This window comes from Sphingobium anseongense, from assembly GCF_037725245.1.
Lineage (GTDB): Bacteria > Pseudomonadota > Alphaproteobacteria > Sphingomonadales > Sphingomonadaceae > Sphingobium.
The window spans coordinates 95507-118326 of record NZ_JBBJUL010000008.1; the positions used below are offsets into that span (position 1 = coordinate 95507).

At 65.9% G+C, this 22820-nt stretch carries 24 protein-coding genes; 9 read left to right on the top strand and 15 right to left on the bottom strand.

Annotation, left to right across the window (positions count from 1 at the left end; genetic code table 11):
* Positions 1–102: 102 nt before the first annotated feature.
* Positions 103–717, bottom strand: coding sequence for a TetR/AcrR family transcriptional regulator (locus WG908_RS12185; RefSeq protein WP_340186862.1), 615 nt, complete (start codon positions 715–717; stop codon positions 103–105).
* Between the two features lie 88 nt (positions 718–805).
* Between WG908_RS12185 and WG908_RS12190 the strand changes: the two genes are divergently transcribed.
* On the top strand, positions 806–2287 hold the full coding sequence (locus WG908_RS12190) for an efflux transporter outer membrane subunit (protein ID WP_340186863.1): 1482 nt from the start codon (positions 806–808) through the stop codon (positions 2285–2287).
* Positions 2288–2368: 81 nt separating this feature from the next.
* Here WG908_RS12190 and guaA read toward each other — a convergent pair whose 3' ends face one another.
* Positions 2369–3928, bottom strand: coding sequence for a glutamine-hydrolyzing GMP synthase (gene guaA / locus WG908_RS12195; RefSeq protein WP_340186864.1), 1560 nt, complete (start codon positions 3926–3928; stop codon positions 2369–2371).
* Positions 3929–3998: 70 nt separating this feature from the next.
* On the bottom strand, positions 3999–5240 hold the full coding sequence (locus WG908_RS12200; RefSeq protein WP_340186865.1) for a TCR/Tet family MFS transporter: 1242 nt from the start codon (positions 5238–5240) through the stop codon (positions 3999–4001).
* 128 nt (positions 5241–5368) lie between these two features.
* On the opposite strand from WG908_RS12200, the gene WG908_RS12205 reads away from it, so the two are divergent.
* The gene (locus WG908_RS12205) at positions 5369–5818 is read left to right on the top strand and encodes a DUF983 domain-containing protein (RefSeq protein ID WP_340186866.1); all 450 of its coding nucleotides are present in this window, start codon (positions 5369–5371) and stop codon (positions 5816–5818) included.
* Positions 5819–5822: 4 nt separating this feature from the next.
* Here the strand turns inward: WG908_RS12205 and WG908_RS12210 are convergent, their stop codons facing one another.
* The 5 genes from WG908_RS12210 to rpsM form a co-directional block, all read right to left on the bottom strand.
* Complete coding sequence (locus WG908_RS12210) at positions 5823–8012, bottom strand: prolyl oligopeptidase family serine peptidase (RefSeq protein WP_340186867.1); 2190 nt, start codon at positions 8010–8012, stop codon at positions 5823–5825.
* Between the two features lie 97 nt (positions 8013–8109).
* The gene (gene rplQ, locus WG908_RS12215) at positions 8110–8535 is read right to left on the bottom strand and encodes a 50S ribosomal protein L17 (RefSeq protein WP_340186868.1); all 426 of its coding nucleotides are present in this window, start codon (positions 8533–8535) and stop codon (positions 8110–8112) included.
* Positions 8536–8643: 108 nt separating this feature from the next.
* Positions 8644–9708 (bottom strand): DNA-directed RNA polymerase subunit alpha, encoded by a 1065-nt coding sequence (locus WG908_RS12220; RefSeq protein ID WP_340186869.1) that lies wholly within the window; start codon positions 9706–9708, stop codon positions 8644–8646.
* Between the two features lie 121 nt (positions 9709–9829).
* Positions 9830–10219: a 30S ribosomal protein S11 gene (rpsK, locus tag WG908_RS12225; protein ID WP_092952865.1), complete on the bottom strand. Its 390-nt coding sequence runs from the start codon at positions 10217–10219 to the stop codon at positions 9830–9832.
* Between the two features lie 69 nt (positions 10220–10288).
* Entirely contained in the window at positions 10289–10657 is a 369-nt protein-coding gene (gene rpsM / locus WG908_RS12230; RefSeq protein WP_037467883.1) for a 30S ribosomal protein S13, read from the bottom strand.
* Positions 10658–10944: 287 nt separating this feature from the next.
* Between rpsM and WG908_RS12235 the strand changes: the two genes are divergently transcribed.
* A complete protein-coding gene (locus WG908_RS12235) occupies positions 10945–11484 on the top strand; it encodes a hypothetical protein (protein WP_340186870.1) in 540 nt (179 codons plus the stop codon).
* Between the two features lie 477 nt (positions 11485–11961).
* On the opposite strand, the gene pgeF is transcribed toward WG908_RS12235, so the two are convergent.
* Positions 11962–12720 (bottom strand): peptidoglycan editing factor PgeF, encoded by a 759-nt coding sequence (gene pgeF / locus WG908_RS12240; RefSeq protein ID WP_340186871.1) that lies wholly within the window; start codon positions 12718–12720, stop codon positions 11962–11964.
* 129 nt (positions 12721–12849) lie between these two features.
* On the opposite strand from pgeF, the gene WG908_RS12245 reads away from it, so the two are divergent.
* Positions 12850–14412: an amino acid permease gene (locus tag WG908_RS12245; protein ID WP_340186872.1), complete on the top strand. Its 1563-nt coding sequence runs from the start codon at positions 12850–12852 to the stop codon at positions 14410–14412.
* Between the two features lie 48 nt (positions 14413–14460).
* On the opposite strand, the gene WG908_RS12250 is transcribed toward WG908_RS12245, so the two are convergent.
* The gene (locus WG908_RS12250) at positions 14461–15723 is read right to left on the bottom strand and encodes a multidrug effflux MFS transporter (RefSeq protein WP_445326719.1); all 1263 of its coding nucleotides are present in this window, start codon (positions 15721–15723) and stop codon (positions 14461–14463) included.
* Between the two features lie 147 nt (positions 15724–15870).
* Here WG908_RS12250 and WG908_RS12255 point away from each other — a divergent pair, with 147 nt between their 5' ends.
* Entirely contained in the window at positions 15871–16167 is a 297-nt protein-coding gene (locus tag WG908_RS12255) for an SEL1-like repeat protein (protein ID WP_340186874.1), read from the top strand.
* Between the two features lie 113 nt (positions 16168–16280).
* Here the strand turns inward: WG908_RS12255 and WG908_RS12260 are convergent, their stop codons facing one another.
* From WG908_RS12260 to WG908_RS12275, 4 genes are read right to left on the bottom strand one after another with little or no spacing between them, the layout of a single operon-like run.
* Complete coding sequence (locus WG908_RS12260) at positions 16281–17417, bottom strand: GNAT family N-acetyltransferase (RefSeq protein ID WP_340186875.1); 1137 nt, start codon at positions 17415–17417, stop codon at positions 16281–16283.
* A gap of 12 nt (positions 17418–17429) precedes the next feature.
* Positions 17430–17888 (bottom strand): RidA family protein, encoded by a 459-nt coding sequence (locus WG908_RS12265; RefSeq protein WP_340186876.1) that lies wholly within the window; start codon positions 17886–17888, stop codon positions 17430–17432.
* Positions 17889–17900: 12 nt separating this feature from the next.
* Complete coding sequence (locus tag WG908_RS12270) at positions 17901–18539, bottom strand: HAD family hydrolase (RefSeq protein ID WP_340186877.1); 639 nt, start codon at positions 18537–18539, stop codon at positions 17901–17903.
* Positions 18536–18835: a DUF3572 domain-containing protein gene (locus tag WG908_RS12275; protein ID WP_340186878.1), complete on the bottom strand. Its 300-nt coding sequence runs from the start codon at positions 18833–18835 to the stop codon at positions 18536–18538. Before WG908_RS12275 ends, WG908_RS12270 begins: the two co-directional genes overlap by 4 nt.
* A 72-nt stretch (positions 18836–18907) precedes the next feature.
* Between WG908_RS12275 and WG908_RS12280 the strand changes: the two genes are divergently transcribed.
* Both WG908_RS12280 and WG908_RS12285 read left to right on the top strand, forming a co-directional pair.
* Complete coding sequence (locus tag WG908_RS12280; protein ID WP_340186879.1) at positions 18908–19270, top strand: response regulator; 363 nt, start codon at positions 18908–18910, stop codon at positions 19268–19270.
* 156 nt (positions 19271–19426) lie between these two features.
* The gene (locus WG908_RS12285; protein WP_340186880.1) at positions 19427–21292 is read left to right on the top strand and encodes a PhoX family protein; all 1866 of its coding nucleotides are present in this window, start codon (positions 19427–19429) and stop codon (positions 21290–21292) included.
* 162 nt (positions 21293–21454) lie between these two features.
* Here WG908_RS12285 and rpmG read toward each other — a convergent pair whose 3' ends face one another.
* The gene (gene rpmG, locus WG908_RS12290) at positions 21455–21622 is read right to left on the bottom strand and encodes a 50S ribosomal protein L33 (protein ID WP_340186881.1); all 168 of its coding nucleotides are present in this window, start codon (positions 21620–21622) and stop codon (positions 21455–21457) included.
* 207 nt (positions 21623–21829) lie between these two features.
* On the opposite strand from rpmG, the gene WG908_RS12295 reads away from it, so the two are divergent.
* Both WG908_RS12295 and WG908_RS12300 read left to right on the top strand, forming a co-directional pair.
* Positions 21830–22153, top strand: coding sequence for a hypothetical protein (locus WG908_RS12295; RefSeq protein WP_340186882.1), 324 nt, complete (start codon positions 21830–21832; stop codon positions 22151–22153).
* A 16-nt stretch (positions 22154–22169) separates the two neighbouring features.
* Positions 22170–22736 (top strand): TMEM165/GDT1 family protein, encoded by a 567-nt coding sequence (locus tag WG908_RS12300; RefSeq protein WP_340186883.1) that lies wholly within the window; start codon positions 22170–22172, stop codon positions 22734–22736.
* Positions 22737–22820: the final 84 nt, after the last annotated feature.

Genomic DNA, 22820 nt, shown 5'->3' on the forward strand with positions numbered 1-22820 from the left:
ATCCCGCAGCGATGAACCGACTCGACAAAGGCTGATCCTCCAGACTGTGAGGATCATTTGTTTCCTTGTGACTATTATGTCAATGGGTCACTAGTCATTTTATTATGGCGCAAGGCTGCGCAGGATAAGACTGGTGACCTCTTGCGGCGCGTCCGGCAGTAGGTCGAGATTGCGCTCGAGATGCAGTGGGTCGACGAAAGGCATCATGGCGTAGAGGATGGCCCGGCACGTCTCGTCGAGCGGCGTCTTGCGTTCGAACTCCCCGCTTTCCCTGCCGCTTTTGATGATCTCAGCCAGGATATGCCTGAGGGTGTTCTTGTAGGCCTGCGAAGAGCCCCATTGCTCTGCCGCCGAATGGGCGGTGATGTCATAGATCTTACGATCATGGAAAAAAAGGTCGACACTGCGGGTGGTCAGGCTCTTGAACATCCGCCGAAGTCGGTCGGTCGCGCTATTGCCCTGCTCGATCGCCGCTCGCGTCTCGGCGACGATCTGCTCCAGGCGCGAGCCGCAGATTTCCTCGCCGATCGCCTGTTTCGACTCGAAGAAACGATAAATATAGGCCTTCGAAAAGCCGATCTCATTGGCGAGGTCGGCGACGGTTGTCTTGGCGTAGCCATAGCGGGCGAAGCATTTGTAGGCTGCGGCGATGATCTGGTCGCGCACGGCATGTTCTGCGGGACCGCGGGCTGGGGCGTCTGTGGTGCTGTCGTTCATCCCTAGAGCATAATGACATCCGGCCAGATTGACAACGAGTAACCATTATATATATTAGTCATATACCGGTCATCAGATTGAGGAAGCGATGCGCTCCATAAGTCCAATCCTTGTCGCCCTCACCGGCTCCGGCCTTCTCGCCGGCTGTGCGATGGGACCTCATTATCTCCAGCCCACCCCAACGCAGCCGCCCTCCTTCCAAGGCAGCGCGGCCGTGGAAGAGCGGACCATTGCAGCGCAGGCCGCAGACCTTGTTTCGTGGTGGCAGTCATTCGACGATCCGCTTCTTACGAGTCTCGTGGAAAGGGGACTGGCGCAGAATCTGGATTTGGAGCAGGCCAGAGCCCGTGTCGCCCAGGCAAGGGCAGCGCTCAAGGGCGCGAATTCGGCGCTGCTGCCGTCGGGGCAGATCAACGGACAGGCCGGCGAAGTGTACCAGTCTGTCGAGACGCCGATCGGGAGGATCGGCAGCGCCTTCCCACAGTTCGAGCGTTCGACCGAGACTTACGAGCTGAACCTTGGCACCAGCTGGGAAATCGACCTGTTCGGCGGGAGGGACGCGGCGCGAGATGCGGCTCGTGCCGATTGGCAGGCTTCGCAAGCCGGCGCGGTCGCTGCCCGCCTGTCTGTGGCGGCGCAAGTGGCCGACACCTATGTCGCCATCCGGATGCTTCAGGCTAGGCTCGACGTCGCTCGCGCCCAACTGGATACCCAGCAACGCTTGGTCGACCTTGTGGGGCTCCAATACCGCAAGGGCGTCGCTGCCGAATTGCAATTAAGGCAAGCCGAGGGGGCATTGGCACAGGTTCGCGCCACAATTCCGGCGCTGCAAAACGAACTCGACATGGCGATGAATGCACTCGACGTGCTGCTCGGCATGCAACCTGGCACGACGCGGCCAGAGTTGGCGAGCCTCGCCCCGATACCGCATGCCCCCGCGGTATCAGCGGCCGGCGGGCCGGCTGCGCTCCTGCGTCGCCGGCCCGATATCATCGCCGCCGAACGGACGCTCGCGGCATCCAATGCTCGTGTCGGGGCGGCAGTCTCTGAATATTACCCGAAGTTTTCGCTGAGCGGCCTGCTCGGCACGGCCTCTACCGCGACCGGCGGTCTCCTCACAGGCAATGCAATGGAGGCCAATGGCATATTGGGGCTTCGCTGGCGGCTGTTCGATTTTGGGCGGGTGGACGCGGAAATCAAAGCCGCCAAGGGCCGCAATGCCGAGGCCCTCGCAACCTATCGCCTTACCGTGCTGCGGGCCTCGCAGGATGTCGAGGACGCATTCTCGACATTAGTCCAACAGGAGGTACGCGCAGCCGCTCTCGCGCAGGGTGAAGGTTCGCTATCACGCGCGCGCGACTCTTCAATGGCAGCTTACAAAGGCGGGATGGCGAGCCTGATCGAGGTTCTCGATGCGGATCGGCGACTGCTGGAAACCCGCGATGGCGCTATCCAGGCGCGCGCTGCGGCAACCCGCGGCGCGATCGCTTCATTCCGCGCGCTGGGAGGCGGCTGGGATCCGCAGCGTCAAATGGGAGATCAAGTTGCACAAGCGCCTGTCTTCAAATGATGCGCGCTCATCCTGGCTGTTGTGTCCCTGACGGTAACGGCGATTTTGGCGTAGCCCCGGCTCCCTCTGGAATGCCCTGAATCACTCCCACTCGATCGTGCCGGGCGGCTTGGACGTATAGTCGTACACCACCCGGTTGATGCCCTTGACCTCGTTGATGATGCGGGTCGCGACGCGGCTGAGGAACGCGGCGTCGAAGGGGTATATGTCGGCGGTCATGCCGTCGGTCGATGTTACGGCGCGCAGCGCGCAGACGCTGTCATAGGTGCGCAGGTCCCCCATCACCCCCACCGTCCGCACCGGCAACAGCACCGCGAACGCCTGCCAGATCGCGTCGTAGAGGCCCGCATTGCGGATTTCCTCCAGATAGACCGCGTCGGCCTTGCGCAATATGTCGCACCGCTCCCGCGTCACTTCGCCGGGGATGCGGATGGCAAGGCCGGGACCGGGGAAGGGGTGGCGGCCGACGAAGATGTCGGGCAGGCCCAGTTCCTTGCCCAGCGCGCGCACCTCGTCCTTGAACAATTCGCGCAGCGGTTCGACCAGCTTCATGTTCATCCGCTCGGGCAAGCCACCGACATTATGGTGCGACTTGATCGTCACGCTGGGTCCGCCGGTGAAGGACACCGATTCAATCACGTCGGGATAGAGCGTTCCCTGCGCCAGGAAATCCGCGCCGCCGATCCTGGCCGCTTCCTCCTCGAACACGGCGATGAACTCGCCGCCGATGAACTTGCGCTTCTTTTCCGGGTCGGTAAGGCCCGCGAGGCCGCCCAGAAACCGTTGCTCGGCGTTCACATGGACCAGCTTGATGCCGTAATGTTCGCGAAACAGGCTGACCACCTGCTCCGCCTCGCCCAGCCGCATCAGGCCATGGTCGACGAATACGCAGGTCAGCTGGTCGCCGACGGCCTCGTGGATCAGCACCGCCGCCACGGCGGAATCGACACCGCCCGACAGGCCGCAGATCACGCGGCCTTCACCGACCTGCGCACGAATATCGGCGATCTTGGTCGCGCGAAACTCGGCCATCGTCCAGTCGCCGGCCAGGCCGCAGACATGGCGCACGAAATTGGCGAGCAGCCTGCCGCCGTCGGGAGTATGCACGACTTCTGGGTGGAATTGCGTGGCATAGAAGCGCCTGGCTTCGTTCGCGGTCACGGCAAAGGGCGCGCCCTCGCTGGTCGCCACCACCTCGAAACCGGGCGCCAGGCTCGTCACCTTGTCGCCATGGCTCATCCACACCTGATGGCGCTCGCCTTCGCTCCACAGGCCGTCGAACAGCGCGCAGCTTTTCTTCACCTCGATGAAGGCGCGGCCGAACTCCCCGCTCTCGCCGCCTTCGACATTGCCGCCCAGCTGCTGCATCATCGTCTGCTGGCCATAACAGATGCCCAGCACCGGCACGCCCGCATCGAAGATCGCCTGCGGCGCGCGCGGGCTGTCCTCCCACATGACCGATGACGGACCGCCCGACAGGATCACGCCCTTGGGCTGCATCCGCTCAAAGGCCTGTGCGGCGCTGTTGAAGGGGGCGATTTCGGAATAGACGCCGGCTTCGCGCACGCGGCGCGCGATCAGCTGCGTCACCTGGCTGCCAAAGTCCACGATGAGAATCGAATCCTGGATCGGCAGCGTCATCGAATCGCCTTTATGAATGGGCAGGAGAAGGGATGCGCGCCGGTTAGTCCGCCCGCCCCGATATGTCCAGTTATCCGCCCCCCTCGACCGCCGGCTCCAGCCCGCGCCCGGCCGCCCATCCCAGGGTCGCCGCGCTCGCCAGCACCAGCGCGGCGATGACAAAGGCGGTGCCGATGAACGGGATCGTCGGCGCGGGGCCTGCCGACAGCGAATAGATCCAGCCGAAGAACAGCGGCGAGGCGATGCCGGCAATGCTGCCCACGCTGCTGTTCGCGCCCTGAAGCTGGCCCTGTTCGGATTGGGACACGCGCCGGGTCATCAGCGACTGGATCGTCGGCATCGCCAGGCCCCACAGCGCATTGGGCAGCATCGCCATCAGGAACAGCCCGCCCGTCGGCGCAAGCCCCATCGTCATGATGCCGACCGCGCCGAACGCCAGGCCCACGACCATCGTCCGCCGGTCGCCCAGCCGCTTGACCACCGGGCCGACGAGCAGCCCCTGCACACCCATGTCGAGCAGCCCGACCGCCGCCAGCAGCGTTCCCACCTGCCACGCCCCCCAACCATAGCGGTCGCCGGCATATAGAACGAAAACCGCCGAAAACAGGTGATGCGCGAAAAACAGCAGGAAGTTGACCATCGCCAGGCTCGACAGTTCGGGATGCGAGCGCAACAGCCGCAGCGCGCCGAAGGGATTGGCCCGTCGCCAGGCAAAGGCCATGCGCCGTTCGGGCGGCAGCGATTCGGGCAGCACCAGCAGCCCGTAGAGAAAGGCGATGCCCGACAGCCCCATCGCCGCCCAGAAGGGCGCGCGCATCGACACTTCGCCCAATATCCCGCCCAACAGCGGCCCGGCGACGAACCCGGCGCTGAACGCCGCGCCGATCAGGCCATAGCCCCGCGCGCGCTGTTCGGGCGGGGTGATGTCGGCCATATAGGCAAAGACCGTGGTGAAGCTGGACGATGTCAGCCCGCCCAGCAGCCGCCCCACCGCCAGCCACCACAGATTGGGCGCAACCGCCATCAGCCCGAAATCCAGCGCCAGCCCCGCGATCGACACCAGCAGCACCGGCCGCCGGCCATATCGGTCGGACAGCGATCCGATCACCGGCGAACACAGGAACTGCATCGCTGCCCATAAAGCGACGAACAGCCCGTTCCACAGCCCCGCCGCGCTGCTGGAGCCGGCCAGCTGGACGATCAGTTGCGGCAGCACAGGGACGATGATTCCCATCGACATGATGTCGAGCAACGCCGTCACCAGGATGAAGGCGATCGCCGCGTTGCGGCGGCGCGGGACGGACGCGGTCATGAAAACGGGCTCCGGCGGCGGAAAGGCCCTGCCTAGCGGGGTGCGTGGGGCGGGGCAAGGATGGGACAAACTGCCCCATTGCAACATCGGCCTCAAGCGCGCAGATGCGCTGTTGAAGGAACAAGCTCGTGCCGAACGAACCCGACCAACAGCGCCGCGTGGATGGCGCGGCCTATCCCCATCGGCTGTCGCTGATCGAGGCGGGGGTGCGCGGGCGCTGCCCCCGCTGCGGTCAGGGCCATATTTTCAGCGGCTTCCTCGCGGTGCGCGATCATTGCGAGATGTGCGGCCTCAGCTATGATTTCGCCGATCCGGCCGATGGCCCCGCGGTCTTCGTCCAGCTGTTCGCCTGTGTTCCGGGCGTCATCTTCATCGTGATGCTGGAAATCATGGCGCGACCGCCGCTGTGGGTGCATCTGGCGCTGGGCGTGCCGATCCTGCTGCTCACCACGGTCCTGCCGCTGCGGCCGATCAAGGGCTGGCTGGTCGCCGCCCAATATGCCACCCGCGCCCAGGAAGCGGGGACCGCAAAATTATGGGGCCAGCTTCACGGGCGCGACGAGGGATCCGGGCAGTAAACGCTCATTCTTCCCCCGCCCCGATCTTCAATCCGGTGAAGTGCGCGGCAAAGGCATAGCTGTCGGCATATTCCTCGATCAGCTTGTCGGTCGGCTTGCCCGATCCATGGCCCGCCCGCGTGTCGATGCGGATCAGGCGCGGCTTGTCCCCCAGATCGCCGGCCTGCAACGCGGCGGCATATTTGAAGCTGTGCGCGGGCACCACCCGGTCGTCGGTGTCGGCGGTCGTCACCAGGATCGCGGGATAATCCCGGCCGCCCGCGATATTATGATAGGGCGAATAGCTGTGCAGCAGGCGGAAATCCTCCTCTCGCGCCGGCGATCCATAATCGTCCACCCATAGCCGCCCGGCGGTGAAGCGGTCGAAGCGCAGCATGTCCATCACCCCGACCGCCGGCAGCGCCGCGGCGAACAGGTCGGGCCGCTGGTTGACCACCGCACCCACCAGCAGGCCGCCGTTCGACCGGCCCTCGACCGCCAGGCCATCGGCCGTGGTATAGCCGGCCGCCTTGAGATATTCGCCCGCCGCGATGAAATCGTCGAACACATTCTGCTTGTTGGCGCGCCGCCCCGCCTCATGCCAGGCGCGGCCGAATTCGCCACCGCCGCGCAGGTTGGCGATGGCATAGACCCCACCCTGTTCCAGCCAGGCGAGCCGCGCGGGCGAAAAGCCGGGAGTCATCGAAATGTTGAAGCCGCCATAGCCATAGAGAATGGTGGGCGCGGGCATTGCGTTCGCCGCCAGGCTGCGCTTGCGGATGACGAACATCGGGATCGCCGTGCCGTCGCGGGACGGGTAATGGACCTGCTCGGTGACGAAATCGTCGGGCGCGAATGCCAGCCTGGGCCGGGCGAACAGCGTGACCGCCCCGCTTGCCGTGTCGAAACGATAGATGGTCGATGGCGTCGTGAACCCCGAAAAGCTGAAAAACGTCTCCGGGTCGCCATCGCGCCCGGCAAAGCCCGCGGCGGTGCCGATACCGGGCAGCGGCACGTCGCCCACCTTGCGCCCGTCCAGCTCGAACAGCGCGGCCTGGGTGACGGCGTCGTCCATATAGGCAAGGATCAGCCGATCGCCGACCAGCGACCCGCCCGCCAATATCTCGACCCGCTCCCCCACCACCTGGCGCGGCCGCGCGCGCGGCCGCGCCGCATCGAGCGACACCAGGCGACCGCGCGGCGCGCCCTTGTCGGTCAGGAACCACAGCGTCGATCCCCGATTGCCCACCAGCCGCCACTCATTGTCGAAGCCGCGAACGAGCGGGCGCGGTTGCGGCCGCGCGCCGTCGAGCGCCACGACATGCACCTCATGGCGCGGGTCGGTGCCCTGCGAAGAAGTGATGACCAGCCAGCGCCCGTCATCGGTCACCGTGCCGCGATGACCCAGCAGGGGCCGATCCGGCGTCGCATAGACCAGCCGGTCGGCCGCCTGCGGCGTGCCGATCCGATGATAATAAAGCTGCTGGTTGTCGCTCGCGGTCTGATGGGCCAGCCCGGCGGATGGCGGCGCGAACCGTGAATAGAAAAATCCCGCGCTCTTCCCGTCCCAGCTCAAATCCGAAAATTTGACCCATTCGATCCGCTCGTCGAGGATCGCGCCGGTATCGACGTCCAATATGCGCAGCGTTCGCCAGTCGCTGCCGCTGTCCTGCACCGCATAGAGGAGATAGCGGCCGGTCGGCGACGGACGCCATTCGGCCAGCGCCGTCGCGCCATCCTTCGACCAGCCGTTGGGATCGACCAGCAAGCGCTCGGCGCCCGCCAGCCCCTCGCGCACGAACAGTGGCGCCTGATTCTGCAGGCCCTTGTTATAGCTGTAGAAATATCGGTTCCCCGCCTTGCGCGGCAGGCCGTAGCGGCCATAGTCGTACAGCGCCTTCATCCGCGCTTTCAGCACATCGCGCGCCGGCAGGCCGGACAGGAAGCGCGCCGTGACCCGGTTTTCCGCCGCCACCCAGTCGCGCACCGCCGGATCGGCGCGCACATCCTGTTCCAGCCAGCGATAGGGATCGGCCACCCTGATGCCGAAATGCTCCTCGACCAGGTCGATGCGCGGCGCGTCGGGATAGGCGAGCGCCGGACGGCGGCCAGCGTCGATCTGCGCGGCGTCGGGATCGGCCCATGCCGTTTGTGCGGGCATGATGGCCAACGCCATCGCCAGCAGCCACGCCGCCAGACCGCGGGTCGCGAACATCGGCCATCCTCTCCAAACGACAACAGGCCGCAGCCTAATGGGCCGCGGCCTGTTTGTGAAGCGGATCGCGGCGCTTTGACGCCGCATATCCTGCCGATCAGGCGGCTTCGTATTCGTCCTCGTCGGCGGTCTGCACCGGGCCCGAATCCTGGCCCTTGGCACTGACGTCGCGGTCGACCAGTTCGATGATCGCCATCGGCGCGGCATCCGAAGCGCGGAAGCCCGCCTTGATCACGCGGGTGTAGCCGCCGTTGCGGTCCTTGTAGCGTTCGGCCAGGACTTCGAACAGCTTGGCGAGCTGCGCATCGTCCTTGAGGCGCGCGTCGGCCAGGCGACGGTTGGACAGGCCGCCCTTCTTGGCGAGCGTGATCAGCTTTTCGACATAGGGGCGCAGCGCCTTTGCCTTCACCGTGCCGGTCATGATCTGCTCATGCTTGATCAGCGAAGCGGCCAGGTTGCGCAGCAGCGCGGTGCGGTGGCCGGTGCTGCGCTGCAGCTTCTTCTGGCCCATTTTATGACGCATTCGATAGTCCTTCGTTCGTTAAGGGACCGTGTCAGGTATCCCAGACCAGGCGGCGTTCAAGGGCGCCGCCCATTGCCCTGTTCCTCCCCGCAAGCGGGGAGGATGTGCTTAGCCCAAAAGCTCCTGTTCGAGCTTCTTGGCCATTTCCTCGATATTTTCAGGCGGCCATCCGGGGATGTCCATGCCCAGGCGCAGGCCCATGGACGACAGCACTTCCTTGATTTCGTTCAGCGACTTGCGACCGAAATTGGGGGTGCGCAGCATCTCGGCCTCGGTCTTCTGGACCAGATCGCCGATATAGATGATGTTGTCGTTCTTGAGGCAGTTGGCGCTGCGGACCGACAGTTCCAGCTCGTCCACCTTCTTGAGCAGGTAACGGTTGATCGTGTTGGTGTCGCTTTCGCCTTCCGACGACGCGGCGACCGCATGGCCACCCGACGACGGCGCGGCGCTGGGCAGCGCGTCCTCGAAATGGACGAACAGCTGGAGCTGGTCCTGCAGGATGCGCGCGGCATAGGCGATCGCGTCCTCGGGCGTCACCGTGCCGTCGGTCTCGACCGTCAGCGACAGCTTGTCGAAGTCCAGTTCCTGGCCGACGCGGGTATTGTCCACCTTGTAGGCGACCTGGCGCACCGGCGAATAGAGCGCGTCGACCGGGATCAGGCCGATCGGCGCGTCGGCCGGACGGTTGGCGACGGCGGGGACATAGCCCTTGCCGACGTCGGCGGTCAGTTCCATGTTCAGCGTCGCGCCCTGGTCGAGGTGACAGATCACCAGGTCCGGGTTCATGATCTGGATGTCGCCAGACACGGCGATATCGCCGGCGGTGACGGTCGCGGGACCGGTGGCGGACAGTTGGAGCCGCTTTGGCCCGTCGCCTTCCATCCGCAGAGCGACCTGCTTGATGTTCAGGACGATGTCGGTGACATCCTCGCGAACGCCGGCCAGCGAGGAAAATTCATGGAGGACATTTTCGATCTTGATCGAAGTGACCGCCGCGCCCTGGAGCGAGGAAAGAAGAACCCGGCGCAGCGCGTTGCCCAGCGTCAGGCCAAAGCCGCGCTCGAGCGGCTCGGCGACGAAGGTCGCCTTGCGCTTGCCATCGCTGCCCGACTTGATGTCGAGAGCGGTGGGCTTCTTCAATTCCTGCCAGTTCTTCATGTTGACAGTCATGTAATTCCCCTGGGAATGTGGCTGGAACGCTTGTTCCCTGGACCCGTCAGGGCGTTCCGGCCGATGCAAATGGGTAAACGAGCGACGCGTCCGCCGCTCGCCAGTCGACGGCTACAGGCCCCTAAACGCGACGGCGCTTGGAAGGGCGCACGCCATTGTGCGGTATCGGTGTCACGTCGCGGATCGAGGTGATGTGAAAGCCGACGGCCTGCAATGCGCGCAGCGCCGACTCACGACCCGAACCGGGACCCTTCACTTCGACTTCCAGCGTCCGCACGCCATGTTCGGCCGCCTTGCGGCCCGCGTCTTCGGCGCACACCTGCGCGGCGTAGGGCGTCGACTTGCGGCTGCCCTTGAACCCCATCATGCCGGCCGAGGACCAGCTGATCGCATTGCCCTGGGCGTCGGTGATGGTGATCATCGTGTTGTTGAAGCTGGCGTTGACGTGCGCGACGCCGGCCGAAATATTCTTGCGCTCACGCCGCTTGATGCGTTGAGGTTCGCGTGCCATGTTGCTCTATCCTACTGAAATCGTTAAAAAAGAAGTGACCGGAGGGTGCCCGGAAGCGCCCCTCGACGATTACTTCTTCTTGCCGGCGATCGGCTTTGCCTTGCCCTTGCGGGTGCGCGCATTGGTGTGCGTGCGCTGGCCGCGGACCGGCAGGCCCTTGCGATGACGCAGGCCGCGATAGCAGGCAAGGTCCATCAGACGCTTGATGTTCATCGCGGTTTCGCGGCGCAGATCGCCCTCGACCGTCAGATCGGCGTCGATCGCCTCGCGAATCTGCAGCACTTCGGCGTCCGACAGGTCCTGGACCCGGCGGCTCTGGTCGATGCCCAGCTTGGTGGCGATGTCGACGGCGGTCTTGCGACCGATGCCATGAATGTAGGTGAGCGCGATGATGACGCGCTTGTTGGTCGGGATATTCACACCCGCGATACGTGCCATGGTAATCTGGTCTCCTGCTCCACGGGGCGGTTGGCGTCGCCCCATCTCAAAGCGTCCTGCCGCCGGCAGCCCATGAAAGGGCGGAACGGCGACGTCATGTTGACCCGATGACGCAAAAAAGACGGCCAGTGCGAATGCACTGCCGCTACCAAGCGTGTCGGGATGGGGGGGCCCTAGCGATTCGGCGGCAAACTGTCAACAACGCCCGGCCGCGCCGGGTAACCCGGTCATGGCGCAACCGGCGCTTTGCGGTTGAGGCCGGCCGTGCGCTCGGGCATGGGTGAAGCATGCGCTTTCCCCTATCTCTCGCCTTCGCCCTGACGCTCGCCGGTTGCGTCGGCCCTGCGTCGCCGCCACCGCCCGCGCCGCGCCCGGTTCAGCCGGCCCCTGCGCCCGCCACACCGCCGCCCGCAGCAGCAGCAGCCGCGCCGGCCAGCGACGACTGGACACTGCGCCCCGCCACGCCGGGCGAGTGGCGCTATCGCACCGAAGCGGGCGGGTCTGCCGCGCTGTTCGGCGCGCCCGCCGGCGGCACGCTGCTGACCATCCGTTGCGACAGGCCCGGCCGCCGCATCCATCTGATCCGCGCGGGCGCGGGCCGGGGTCCGATGATCCTGCGCACCAGCTATGGCGCGGTCAGCTGGCCCGCCGCCCCCGGCGCGGGACCTTCGCCCGAAACCGTCGCGATCCGATCGGCCAGCGACGCCGCGCTCGACCAGCTGGCCTACAGCCGGGGGCGGTTTGCGGTCGAACTGGCGGGGTTGCCGCCGCTCGTCCTGCCCGCCTGGGCCGAACCTGCGCGCGTGATAGAGGATTGCCGGGGCTGAACGGCGCATCGCGATCCGCCGGTTCCGTTTCGTCGGCGCGAGCGAAGAAGTATGATTCCAAAAAAGATTAATACAAGCCTTGTTTGAAGCGCGATGATGATTCACATTCGATCCGTGGCCGTATCCAAGGCTTAAGGTCGAAGTCGGTCACGCGGGCTTCAACTAGCGAAAGGAGGTGATCCGATGTCTCATGGTTCAGCAATGGGGTCGGTCAAGTCCAATCGGGAAACGCGCCGCTGAGCGACGCCTTAGCGTCGATCCAACCCTTATTTGACGAGCTATCCCGCGCCCCGGCGTGGGACCTGTTGCAGCAAGCAGGGGCCGTCACAAGGCAAAGATAGCGCGATACACCGTTTCCCTGGGCGGCGCTTCCGGCCGCTGACCATGCACATGATGGGCCGTCGGGCACCGACCCGGCGGCCCCTCTCATTTTCCGGCGCCCGGCGCGCGGCGGCGGGACCGGCCCGCTCGCCCGGATCATCCCGCCGCGATCATCGAAATCTGCCGGCCATAGCCCGGCTCGCCCAGGTGGCAGGAGCGGCGATAGCTGAAAAACCGCTCGGGCTGGCCATAGGTATCCTCGTCCAGCATCTCGACCCGGCCGATCCCCGCCGCCGCCAGCCGCGCCGCGACATAGCCGGCGATGTCGAACTGGCGGTGGCCGGCGCGCCCTTCGGAAAAAAATCGGCCATTGTCGGCATCGTCGGCCTCGAACCGCGCGGCGAAATCGTCCCCCACCTCATAGGAAGCCCGGCCGATGCACGGCCCGATCGCACAGGCGATCCGCCCCCGGTCGGCGCCCAGCGCCGTCATCGCCGCGATCGTCGCGTCCGTGACCCCGCCGATCGCGCCCTTCCACCCGGCATGGGCCGCGCCGACGACGCCGACCTGCGCGTCGGCGAACAGCACCGGCACGCAATCGGCGGTCAATATGCCCAGCACCAGCCCCGGCCGGTCGGTCACCAGCGCGTCGGCGGCGGGCCGCTCCCCCTCCGCCAGCGGCCCCGTCACCGTCACCACATCGGCCGAATGCACCTGCCGCACCGTCACCAGCGCCCCGCCCGGCAACAGCGCGTCGCGCGCCAGATCGCGGTTGGCGAGGATAGCGGCGCGGTCGTCGTCCGACCCCAGGCCCACGTTCAGCCCGGCGTACAGCCCGGTCGACACCCCGCCCCGACGCCCGGCGAAGCCATGGCGGACATCCGCCAGCACCCGTGCCTTTTGCAACTCTATCACGTCGCCGCTTCCTTCTTTCCTGTCATAGGCGAGCAACTTACTTGCGCGCGCCGAAATAGGCGATAGTCTCCCCGCCCATGGCATAGGGTGCGCCCAGGGGCGCATCCTGCAAGGGAACAAGAGGTCTCCATGATATTCGGGCGCGCAAAGTCGCTAGACGCCATTCTGGCGACAGCCGAGAAGAAGTCGCTCACGCGCTCGCTCGGGGCTTTCCAGTTGACCATGCTGGGCATCGGCGCGGTGATCGGCACCGGCATCTTCGTGTTGACGGCAGAGGCCGCGCAGAAGGCCGGACCGGGCATGATCCTGTCCTTCGTCATCGCCGGTTGCGTGTGCGCGGTGGCGGCGCTGTGCTACGCCGAAATGGCGGCGATGGTGCCGGTATCTGGGTCCGCCTATACCTATAGCTATGCGGTGATGGGCGAACTGATCGCCTGGATGGTCGGCTGGGCGCTGATCCTGGAATATGCGGTCGCGGCGGGGGCCGTGTCGGTCGGATGGTCGGGCTATGTCGTCGGGCTGCTCGAACATACTTTCGCGATCGACATCCCCGATATGCTGACGCGCGGGCCTTATGACGGCGGCGTCGTCAACCTGCCCGCGATGCTGATCGCCGGTCTCGTCACCTGGCTGCTGGTGATCGGCACGAAGGAAAGCGCGACGGTCAACGCCGTTCTGGTCGCGATCAAGGTGTCGGCGCTCAGCCTGTTCGTGGTGCTGGCATTGCCGGTCATCAACATGGAAAAATTCACCCCGTTCATGCCGCTTGGCTTTTCCGGCGTATCGGCGGCGGCGGCGTCGATCTTCTTCGCCTATGTCGGCTTCGACGCCGTGTCGACCGCGGCAGAAGAAACCAAGAACCCCCAGCGTAACATGCCGATCGGCCTCATCGGCTCGCTCGGCATCTGCACCATTTTCTACATGCTGGTCGCGACCGGCGTGATCGGCACCGTGGGCGCGCAACCGGTCGCGGGGCCGGCGGGCGAAGTCCTGGCGCCCGGATCGACCGCCCTTTCGCAGCAATGCGCCGCGCTCGCCGCCGCCGGCACCCAGGCCGTCACCTGTTCGAAGGAAGCGCTGGCCTGGACCCTGCGCGAAATCGGCTGGCCGCAGATCGGCAACCTGCTGGGCCTGGCCGCGGGACTCGCGCTGCCCTCGGTCATCCTGATGATGATGTTCGGCCAGACCCGGATTTTCTTCGTCATGAGCCGCGACGGCCTGTTGCCCTCTGTCTTTTCAAAGGTCCACCCGACCTACAAGACGCCCTATGTCATCACCATCCTGACCGGTATCTTCGTGGCGTTGTTCGCCGCCTTCTTCCCGGTCGGCATCCTCGCCGACATCTCCAACTCGGGCACCCTGTTCGCCTTTGCCGCCGTGTCGATCGCGGTGATGGTGCTGCGCCGGACAGACCCCGACCGCCGCCGCCCGTTCCGCACCCCGGCGGTGATGATCACCGCGCCGATCTCGATCCTGGGCTGCGTCTATCTGTTTTTCAGCCTGGGCAATGAAACCAAGCTGATGTTCCTGGGCTGGGCCGTCGTCGGCCTGATCGTCTATTTCCTCTATGGCTATCGCAAGAGCCATGTTGGCAGGGGCCTGGTGGCAACGCATGAAGGCGACGCCGACATCCCGCCCCAGCCGGTGCCGCCGATGCCCGGCGCGCCGACGCCGGGCGGCAAGGACGCCTGACGAACCTTTGCCGCGACGGCATGGGTGATCGTGGCGCCGCTGGCCCTGTCAGGCGGGCGGCACCGGTTCGCGCGCGCTGGCCAGGCCGGGTCGGGTGAACAACCGGCCCCTTTCCGCCCATAATATGATCGCCAGCGCCGCTGCCCCGCACAGCAGCGTGCCCAGCGCCATGGGAATGGTGGTGTCGTTGAACGCCTGCCCTATCGCCCCGCCCAACAGGCTCGACATCAATGTCGAGAAGAACGCCTGGAAGGACGACGCGACGCCAGCCCCCTTCGCGAACGGTTCGAGCGAGATTGAGCTGAAGTTGGAAAAGGTGAAGGCGATGCACAACATCGTCGCGGACTGAAGCAGGATGAAGCTGGCCAGCGTTTCCCAGCCCCGCGTCGCGACCAGGACATGCATGCCCGACACCAGCATCAGCGCCACCAGCGCGGCGTGGCTCATGCGCCGCGCGCCGAACCGCGACACCAGCCGGCCGTTGACCAGGCTGCCCACGCCCATGCTCGCGGCGATGGCGGCGAAGGCGAGCGGAAAGATGCGCGCCGCGTCGAAAATATCGAAGAAAATCTGCTGGACCGACAGGATGAAGCCGACGAGGCCGCTCATCACGATCCCGCTCGCGACCATGTAGCCGATCGAACTGCGCGTCAGGACGATGGTGCTGATCGTCCCCCTCACCGCCCCCAGGCTGATCGGCAGGCGATTGTGACGGTGCAGCGTTTCGGGCATCCGCAACAGCATCCACCCGGCAATGCCCCCCGCCAGCAATGCCAGCGCCCCGAAGATCCAGCGCCATGGGGCGACCCACAGGATGGCCTGGCCAAAGCTCGGCGCCAGGACCGGAACGATGATGAATGTGGAAAAGATGAGCGACATGACGCGGGCCATCGCATCGCCGCGAAAGCGATCGCGCACGATGCCGACGGTCACGATCCGGCTCGCCGCCGCGAAGAAGCCCGCCCCCGCCCTGCTGACCAGCAGCATGGTAAAGCTCTGCGCGAGCGCGCAGCCGACCGTCGCGACCATGAAGCAGACCATCGCCGGCGCCAGAACCGCCTTGCGGCCATAACGGTCCGACAACAGGCCAAACAACAGCGAACCCACCCCCAGCGCCGCGAAATAGACGGTGATGATCAGTTGCCGGTCATTGGGATTGGCGATGGCGAGCGCCCGGCCGATATCGGGCAGCGCCGGCAGCATCGGATCGATCGACAGCGCGTTCATCGACATCAGCGCGGCGCAAAGCGCCACGAATTCGCGAAAACCGATGTCGGGCTTGGCCGGCGGGGCAGTATCATGTTGCATTATGCAACCCTATGGGGATTTTGCCCCGCCGACGCCACCCCCGCGCCCCGCCGTTCGGCGCATCGACATGGTAATCGCGCCGTTAACCATTTTTTATGACCTGCTGCTCCATTCTGCTCTTCATCGAAAACCGTAACCGGAGAAACGGTCATGGCCAGCAGTGCGAAGAGTGCGCAGTTCCTGATGGAAAGCCGCCTGACGGGCGCGTCGTTCGAATCGGCTCAAGCCTGTTTCGAGCTTGGGGTCGCCTATAGCTGCGGCACCGGCGGCGTCACGATCGACCTGATCGAGGCGCATAAATGGTTCAACCTCGCCGCACTTGGCGGCAGCGAAGAAGGGCAGGCGCTGCGCGCCGAGATCGCCGAGGAAATGACGGCGCGCGAAATCGCCGAGGCCCAGCGCCAGGCCCGCGCCTGGATCGCCGCCAGCCAGGCCCGCGCAGCGTAGCTTTTATCCACTTGCATGGGCGCCGCACCGGCCCGCGCCCCCACCCGGCCTCCCACAATCTATCCTGAATGGGAGGCCGGGTGGGGGGCGCGGGCCGGTGCCGTCTTACGCAGCTAGGCGTCACCCTTGCGGAACGGCACATGCTCCGCCAGCCATTCGCGGCTACGCTGCACGTCGCGCCGCTCGACCGCCAGAAATTGCGCCACCGCCCGCCGGAACGAAGGATCGGGAATATAGTGCGCCGACCAGGTCGGTTCGGGGGCATAGCCGCGCGCCAGCTTGTGCTGTCCCTGCGCCCCCGCTTCCACCCGGCCCAGCCCGCGCGCGATCGCCGCGTCGATCGCCTGATAATAGCATAGTTCGAAATGCAGGTTGGGCACGTCCTCGACGCAACCCCAATAGCGCCCGTACAGCGCCTCGCGCCCGATCAGGTTGAGCGCACCCGCAATCGGCCGCCCGCCGCGCAGCGCCAGGATCAGCAACAGCCTGTCGCCCATCGTTTCGCCGATCATGCTGAAAAAGTCGCGCGTCAGATAGGGCCGCCCCCATTTGCGTGCGCCGGTATCCTGGTAGAATTGCCAGAATATGTCCCAATGCGCCTGCGTGATCGCCGCGCCGGTCAAATGGACGATGTCCAGCCCCTCGACCGCGCGCGCCCGCTCCTTGCGGATATTCTTGCGCCTGGCGCTCGACAGGTCGGCCAGGAAATCGCCAAAGCTGCCATAGCCGCGATTGGTCCAGTGAAACTGGCTGTCCTCGCGGATCAGCCAGCCCGCCGCCTCGAACAGCGCCACCTGATCGCGCTCTACAAAGGTCGCGTGCGCCGACGACAGCCTGTTCTGGTCCACCAGCGCCTCGATCCCGCCGATCAGCGCCGGACCGCAATCGGCGTCCCGCGACAACAGGCGCGGCCCCGGCACGGGGGAAAAGGGCGCGGCGACCTGAATCTTGGGATAATAGCTGCCCCCGGCCCGCTCCCAGGCGTCGGCCCATTGATGGTCGAACACATATTCGCCCTGGCTGTGGCTCTTGGCATAGGCGGGTGCGACCGCCGCCAGCCGCCCGTCCGGGCCGTCGATCAACAGCGGTAGCGACTGCCAGCCGGTGCCCGGTCCGACGCTGCCCGATCGTTCGAGAGCGCTCAGAAAATCCCAGCAGACGAACGGATTGCCGGTCCCGGCGCAGGCGTCCCACTGGTCGCGCGGCACCTGGCCCACGCCTTGCGCGATCCGGGCGACGATGTCAGCCATGCGCGCCCAAGGTCAGGCGCGCACCTTGACGATGGCGTCGATCTCGACGACCGCGCCCAGCGGCAGCACCGGCACGCCGACCGCGCTGCGCGCATGCTTGCCCGCGTCGCCGAATATCTGGACCATCAGGTCCGACGCGCCATTGGCGACCCTGGGCTGGTCGGTAAAGCTCGCCGCGCTGTTGATGAATGCGCCCAGCTTCACCACGCGCTCGACCCGGTCGAGATCGCCCAGCGCCGCCTTGATCTGCGCCACCAGCATCATGCCGCACCGCCGCGCCGCCTCGACGCCATAGTCCAGGTCGCGATCCTCGCCCAGCCGCCCGGTCATCAGCTGCCCGTCGACAAAGGGCAGTTGCCCCGACACATGCAGCAGCCCGCCGGCCTCGACCGCGGGAACATAGGACGCCACCGGCGCCGCCGCCTGCGGCAGGACGACGCCCAGTTCGGCGATACGCGCTTCAATCGACATGTCCGTCTCCCATCATCCCGGTGGCAGCGCCGGCGCCGGCCCGTGGGCCAGCCGCGCCATGATCCATTGTTCGGCGCTCGCCCAGTCGTCGATGCGGGCATGGGCGTGCGCGGCGGGCGGAATGTTGACCGCCAGTTCGGGTTCGCCGACCATGTGCAGCCGCCACACCCCCGGCGCATCGCGCGCCGCCGACGCATGATGTTCGGCCAGGTCGTCGACGAACATCACCACGTCCGCGTCACGATCGGCGACGATGCGCGCGATCGGCGGTCCCTTGGGACCATGGTTCCAGACCACCGGATGCTGCATGCCATGGCCCGCCAGCTGCGCGACCCGCCCCTGGTGGTGCCGCTCGCCGATATTGGTCAGCACGACGATATCGGCCACCGCCGACAGCCGCGCCATCGCGTCGATCGCCCCCGCGATCGGCATCTGCCGCCCCATTTCGGTGTCGAAAAAGCCGGTCAGCAATTCCCACACCAGCGCACGCTCCAGCGGCTTGCCGCTGTCCTTGTGGCGCAACGCTTCGGTGAAATCATGGTCGTGCAGGCTGAAATGCACGTCATGCACCTCGTCCAGCCATTCGCGGAACGGCACGACCATGTGCAACAGCACCTCGTCGCAATCGGTGATGATCAGCGGGCGGCTCATGTCGTCAACTCGTCGCGCGCGGCGATCAGCGCTTCGGGCGACGCACCGACATCGGCGGCGCAGGCGATCAGGTCCGGCTCATGATCGGCCAGGAACGCCAGCACCGCGCTCAGCACCGCAGCGTCGCCGATGCCCCCGCGCAACGTGTCCGCGTCAAGGCCCGTCAGCGCCAGCAGCCGGTCGGCCCGCGCCGCGTCGGCCAGCGTCCAGCCCAGCGCCATCAGCGCCAGCGTTTCCGCTTCGCCCTTGCGGTCGGGCGCGTCCGCACCCTTGCCATTTTGCCCCTGGGGCCGCATGATCCTGTTCCCTGACGAAGGGCGCGAACCGATCCGGCGCTCCCTTCGATCTTTACCGATTGCGAGTGACTGGTGGCAAAGCGCGTGCTCGTTGTCGAGGACAACGAACTCAATCTCAAACTTTTTTGCGATCTCCTGCGCGCGCATGGCCATGAAACGCTGGCGGTGCGCGACGGGCGCGACCTGCTGCCGCAGGCGCGCGACTTCGCTCCCGACCTCGTCATCATGGACATTCACCTGCCCCATGTGAGCGGCCTCGACCTCATCATATCGCTCAAGGCCGATGCGGCGCTGGGCGCTGTCCCGATCATGGCGGTCACCGCCTATGCCGGCGCGGGCGATGAGGATCGCATCCGTCGCGCCGGGGCGCAGGCCTATGTGTCCAAGCCGATCTCGGTGGTCCGCTTCATCGAACAGGTCAACGCGCTGCTTTGACCGGGGCGGCAACGGCCCCGCGCCCGATACGCCGACTTCAATCCGTCACGCCGATTTCATCATATCGTCGCCGCCCTTACCCGCGCGCGTCATTCGCCTCTGCCACCTGCGGACATGCACCGGCCACTGCCGGGAACCATAGCCAAGGGTACATCCATGTCTCATCTCACCGACGACGCACGCGCGCCCTTCCGCGCCCTTCAGCCGCAGGTCACCAGCGACGACAGCCTGGAGGCGATCGTCGCCGCCAACCCGTCGCGCCGCTCGATCCTGCGCAACGGCCTGATGGGCCTGTCCGTCCTGCCGATGCTCGGCACGCTCGCCGCCTGCGACGATGACGACGACGCCAGCCCCGCGCCCGCGCCGACCCCCACCCCCACGCCGGCTCCCGCGCCCAGCTTTGCCGTCACCTTCACGGCCATTGCCGCCAACCAGAACGACACCGTGACCGTGCCGGCGGGCTACACCGTCGACGTGTTGCTCAAGGCCGGCGATTCGGTCGAAACCGGCACCGCCTATTCGGGCAGCTTCCCCACCCCCGCCGACGCCGAAAAATGGGCCGGCGGCAATCATGACGGCATGGAATATTTCGAACTGACCGGCACCAGCCCCAACAGCGGCGGGCTGCTCGCCATCAACCACGAATATCCCGACTTCAACATCCTGATGGCGGGCAGCTACGACGCGGCCACCGCCACCGCCGATCAAAAGGCGCTGGCGCTGTCCGCCGTCGGCATCAGCGTCGTTGAAGTCGCCAGGGGTTCGGACGGCAAATTCGCGGTCAAGGCCGGCTCGACCTATAACAGGCGCTACACCGGCAACGACACCTATCGCGCGGGCGGCCCCGCCGCCGGCCTGCTGTCGGGCGCGATCAAGGGCATGCTCAACAATTGCGCGTCGGGCCGCACCCCCTGGGGCACCTATCTGACCTGCGAGGAAACCACCGACAATTATCTCGACCCGACCCAGCCCGAAACCAATTATGGCTGGGTGGTCGAAATCGACCCCTATCAGGAACTGGCCCCGCCGACCAAGCGCACCGCCATGGGCCGCTTTTCCCACGAAAACGTCGCCTTCATGGCCAATGCCGACCGCCGCGTCGCCTTTTACATGGGTGACGACACGACGCCGGGCTGCATCTACAAATTCGTTCCCGACCGCGCCTATTCGGCCGGCAATCGCGGTTCCAACACCGACCTGCTCGACTATGGCACGCTCTATGTCGCGCGCTTCAACCCCGACGGTTCGGGCGAATGGCGCGCCCTGGTGCAGGGGCAGAACGGCCTGGTCGCCGGCGCGACCGACACGGGAACCTCCGTCACCCAGAAAACCACGCCCGACGCGCCTGTCACCGTCGATTTCAACAGCCAGGCCGATGTCCTGATCCGCACCCAGTCGGCGGCGCGCGTCGCGGGCGGCACGCTGATGGACCGCCCGGAATGGCTGACGGTCGCGCCCGACAACAGCGCGGTCTACTGCACGCTCACCAACAATAGCGGCCGTCGCGTGACATCGCCCCCCAATCCCCGCGCGACCAACCTGCACGGCCACATCGTCAAGTTCAAGGAAGAGGGCAATTCGCCGCTCGCCATGACCTTTACCTGGGAAATCTTCCTTTTGGCGGGCGATCCCAAGCTGTCGGCCGGCGGCGCGAACCTGGTCGGCGACATCAAGGGCGACACCTTCTCCAGTCCCGATGGCCTGCGCATCGACCCCAAGGGCCGGCTGTGGGTGCAGACCGACCATAGCGTGCCGGGCAATTCGGGCGTGACCGGCACCAGCATCGACCAGGCGTTCGGCCATAATGCCATGTTCTATGTCGATCAGGTCAGCAAAGAATCGAAACGCTTCCTGGTCGGCCCGGTCGGCTGCGAGATCACCGGCATCGCCTATACGCCGGACCTCAACAATTTCTTCGTCAACATCCAGCACCCGACCGGCAACTGGCCCGTCGCCGGGGAACGGCCGCGTTCCTCGACCATCGTCGTGCGCCGTACTGACAATACGCCCGTCGGCAACTGACCGGCGACGTCGCCCAAAGCCACCCTTCCCGTCCGGGAAGGGGGCATCTTTCCACCCGGTTCCATCGAACACCAACAGCAAAAGGCCCGTTCCTGTGCCGGAACGGGCCTTTTGCTGATATCGAAAGCCGATCGGGCGCGCGGGCGAAAGGCCCGCTGCGGCTTATTTGATCTTGGCTTCCTTGAACTCGACATGCTTGCGCACGACGGGGTCATATTTGCGGAAGCTGAACTTTTCGGTCTGGGTGCGCGGATTCTTCTTGGTGACGTAGAAGAAGCCGGTGTCAGCAGTGCTGACGAGGCGGATCTTGACGGTTGCTGGCTTGGCCATGGCCTTATGTCCCTGGGTCGTGATGACAATAAAGAAAAGCGGCTCCTTTGCGGAACCGCCCCGTTTCAGCGCCCGCCCATGGTCGAGATTCGGGGCGCTGTCAAGGGTTCGCCGCCCCTCGCTTCGCCTCCGGTCACCCTTTACGCGCTGTTAACGCTGTGGGCGCATGATGGTGATCGGGGCAAAATGGCAAGGGGCAGAAATCCCGTGAGACATGACGCAAAACTGGCCATCAGGGCCGATCTGATGCAGCGTATCGACGCGCTGGCGGCGCAGGGCGGCCATCTGTCGGTTCCCCGCATCCATGACGAGGTCGACCAGATCCGCTACACCGCCCGCGCCTTTCATTTCGACGCGCTCGAACGCCTTGCCGATACGCTCGAAAGCGCGCTGTCGGTCAACGGCCATGGCCCGGTGGTCCTGTCCTATCTCGACCTGATGCGCGAAACGCTGGCGCGCGATATCGAACCCGCGGCGATGCCGCTGGCCCACATCGCCGCCGCGTCCGCGCCCGCGCAATTGCGCGCCTGACCCGCCTGCCGCCGGCATGGACGCCCTGCTGACCGCCCTTATGGGCTGCCTGCTCGGCGAAATGGGCGACAAGAGCCAATTGCTGCTGCTCGCGCTCGCGACCCGTTTCAACCGCAACCGCGCGGTCATCGCCGGCGCGGCCGTCGCCGCCATCGCCAATGCCGCCATATCCGCCACCGCCGGCGCTGTCATCGCACCGATGCTGGGGGCCGACGCGCGCACGCTGTTCGCGGCGCTTGCGGTGCTGTTCCTGGGGGTCGGCCTGCTGGTGCGGGTCAAGCAGCCCGATACGCTCGACGGGTGGAACATCGGCGCGTTCCTCACGACCGCGCTCGGCCTGTTCATCCTGGGCTTTGGCGACGGCCCGCAATTCCTGATTCTCGGCATCACCACCCGCACCGCCGATCCGCTGATGGCGGGCATCGGCGGCGCAATCGGCATCTTCGTCGCGCAATTGCCCGTCATCCTGCTGCGCCACCAGTTCGCCGCCGCCTTGCCGCTGCGCGCGATTCGCATCGGGGGCGCGATCACGCTGCTGCTGGTCGGCGCGGTCCTGGCGCTCACCGCGCTCGCGCTGGTCTGATCGACCCGCTCTGTCAGTCTGAACGAAACATCGCGTGGCACCATATTGACCGACGATCATTATATGTCCGAAACCAGTTTCACG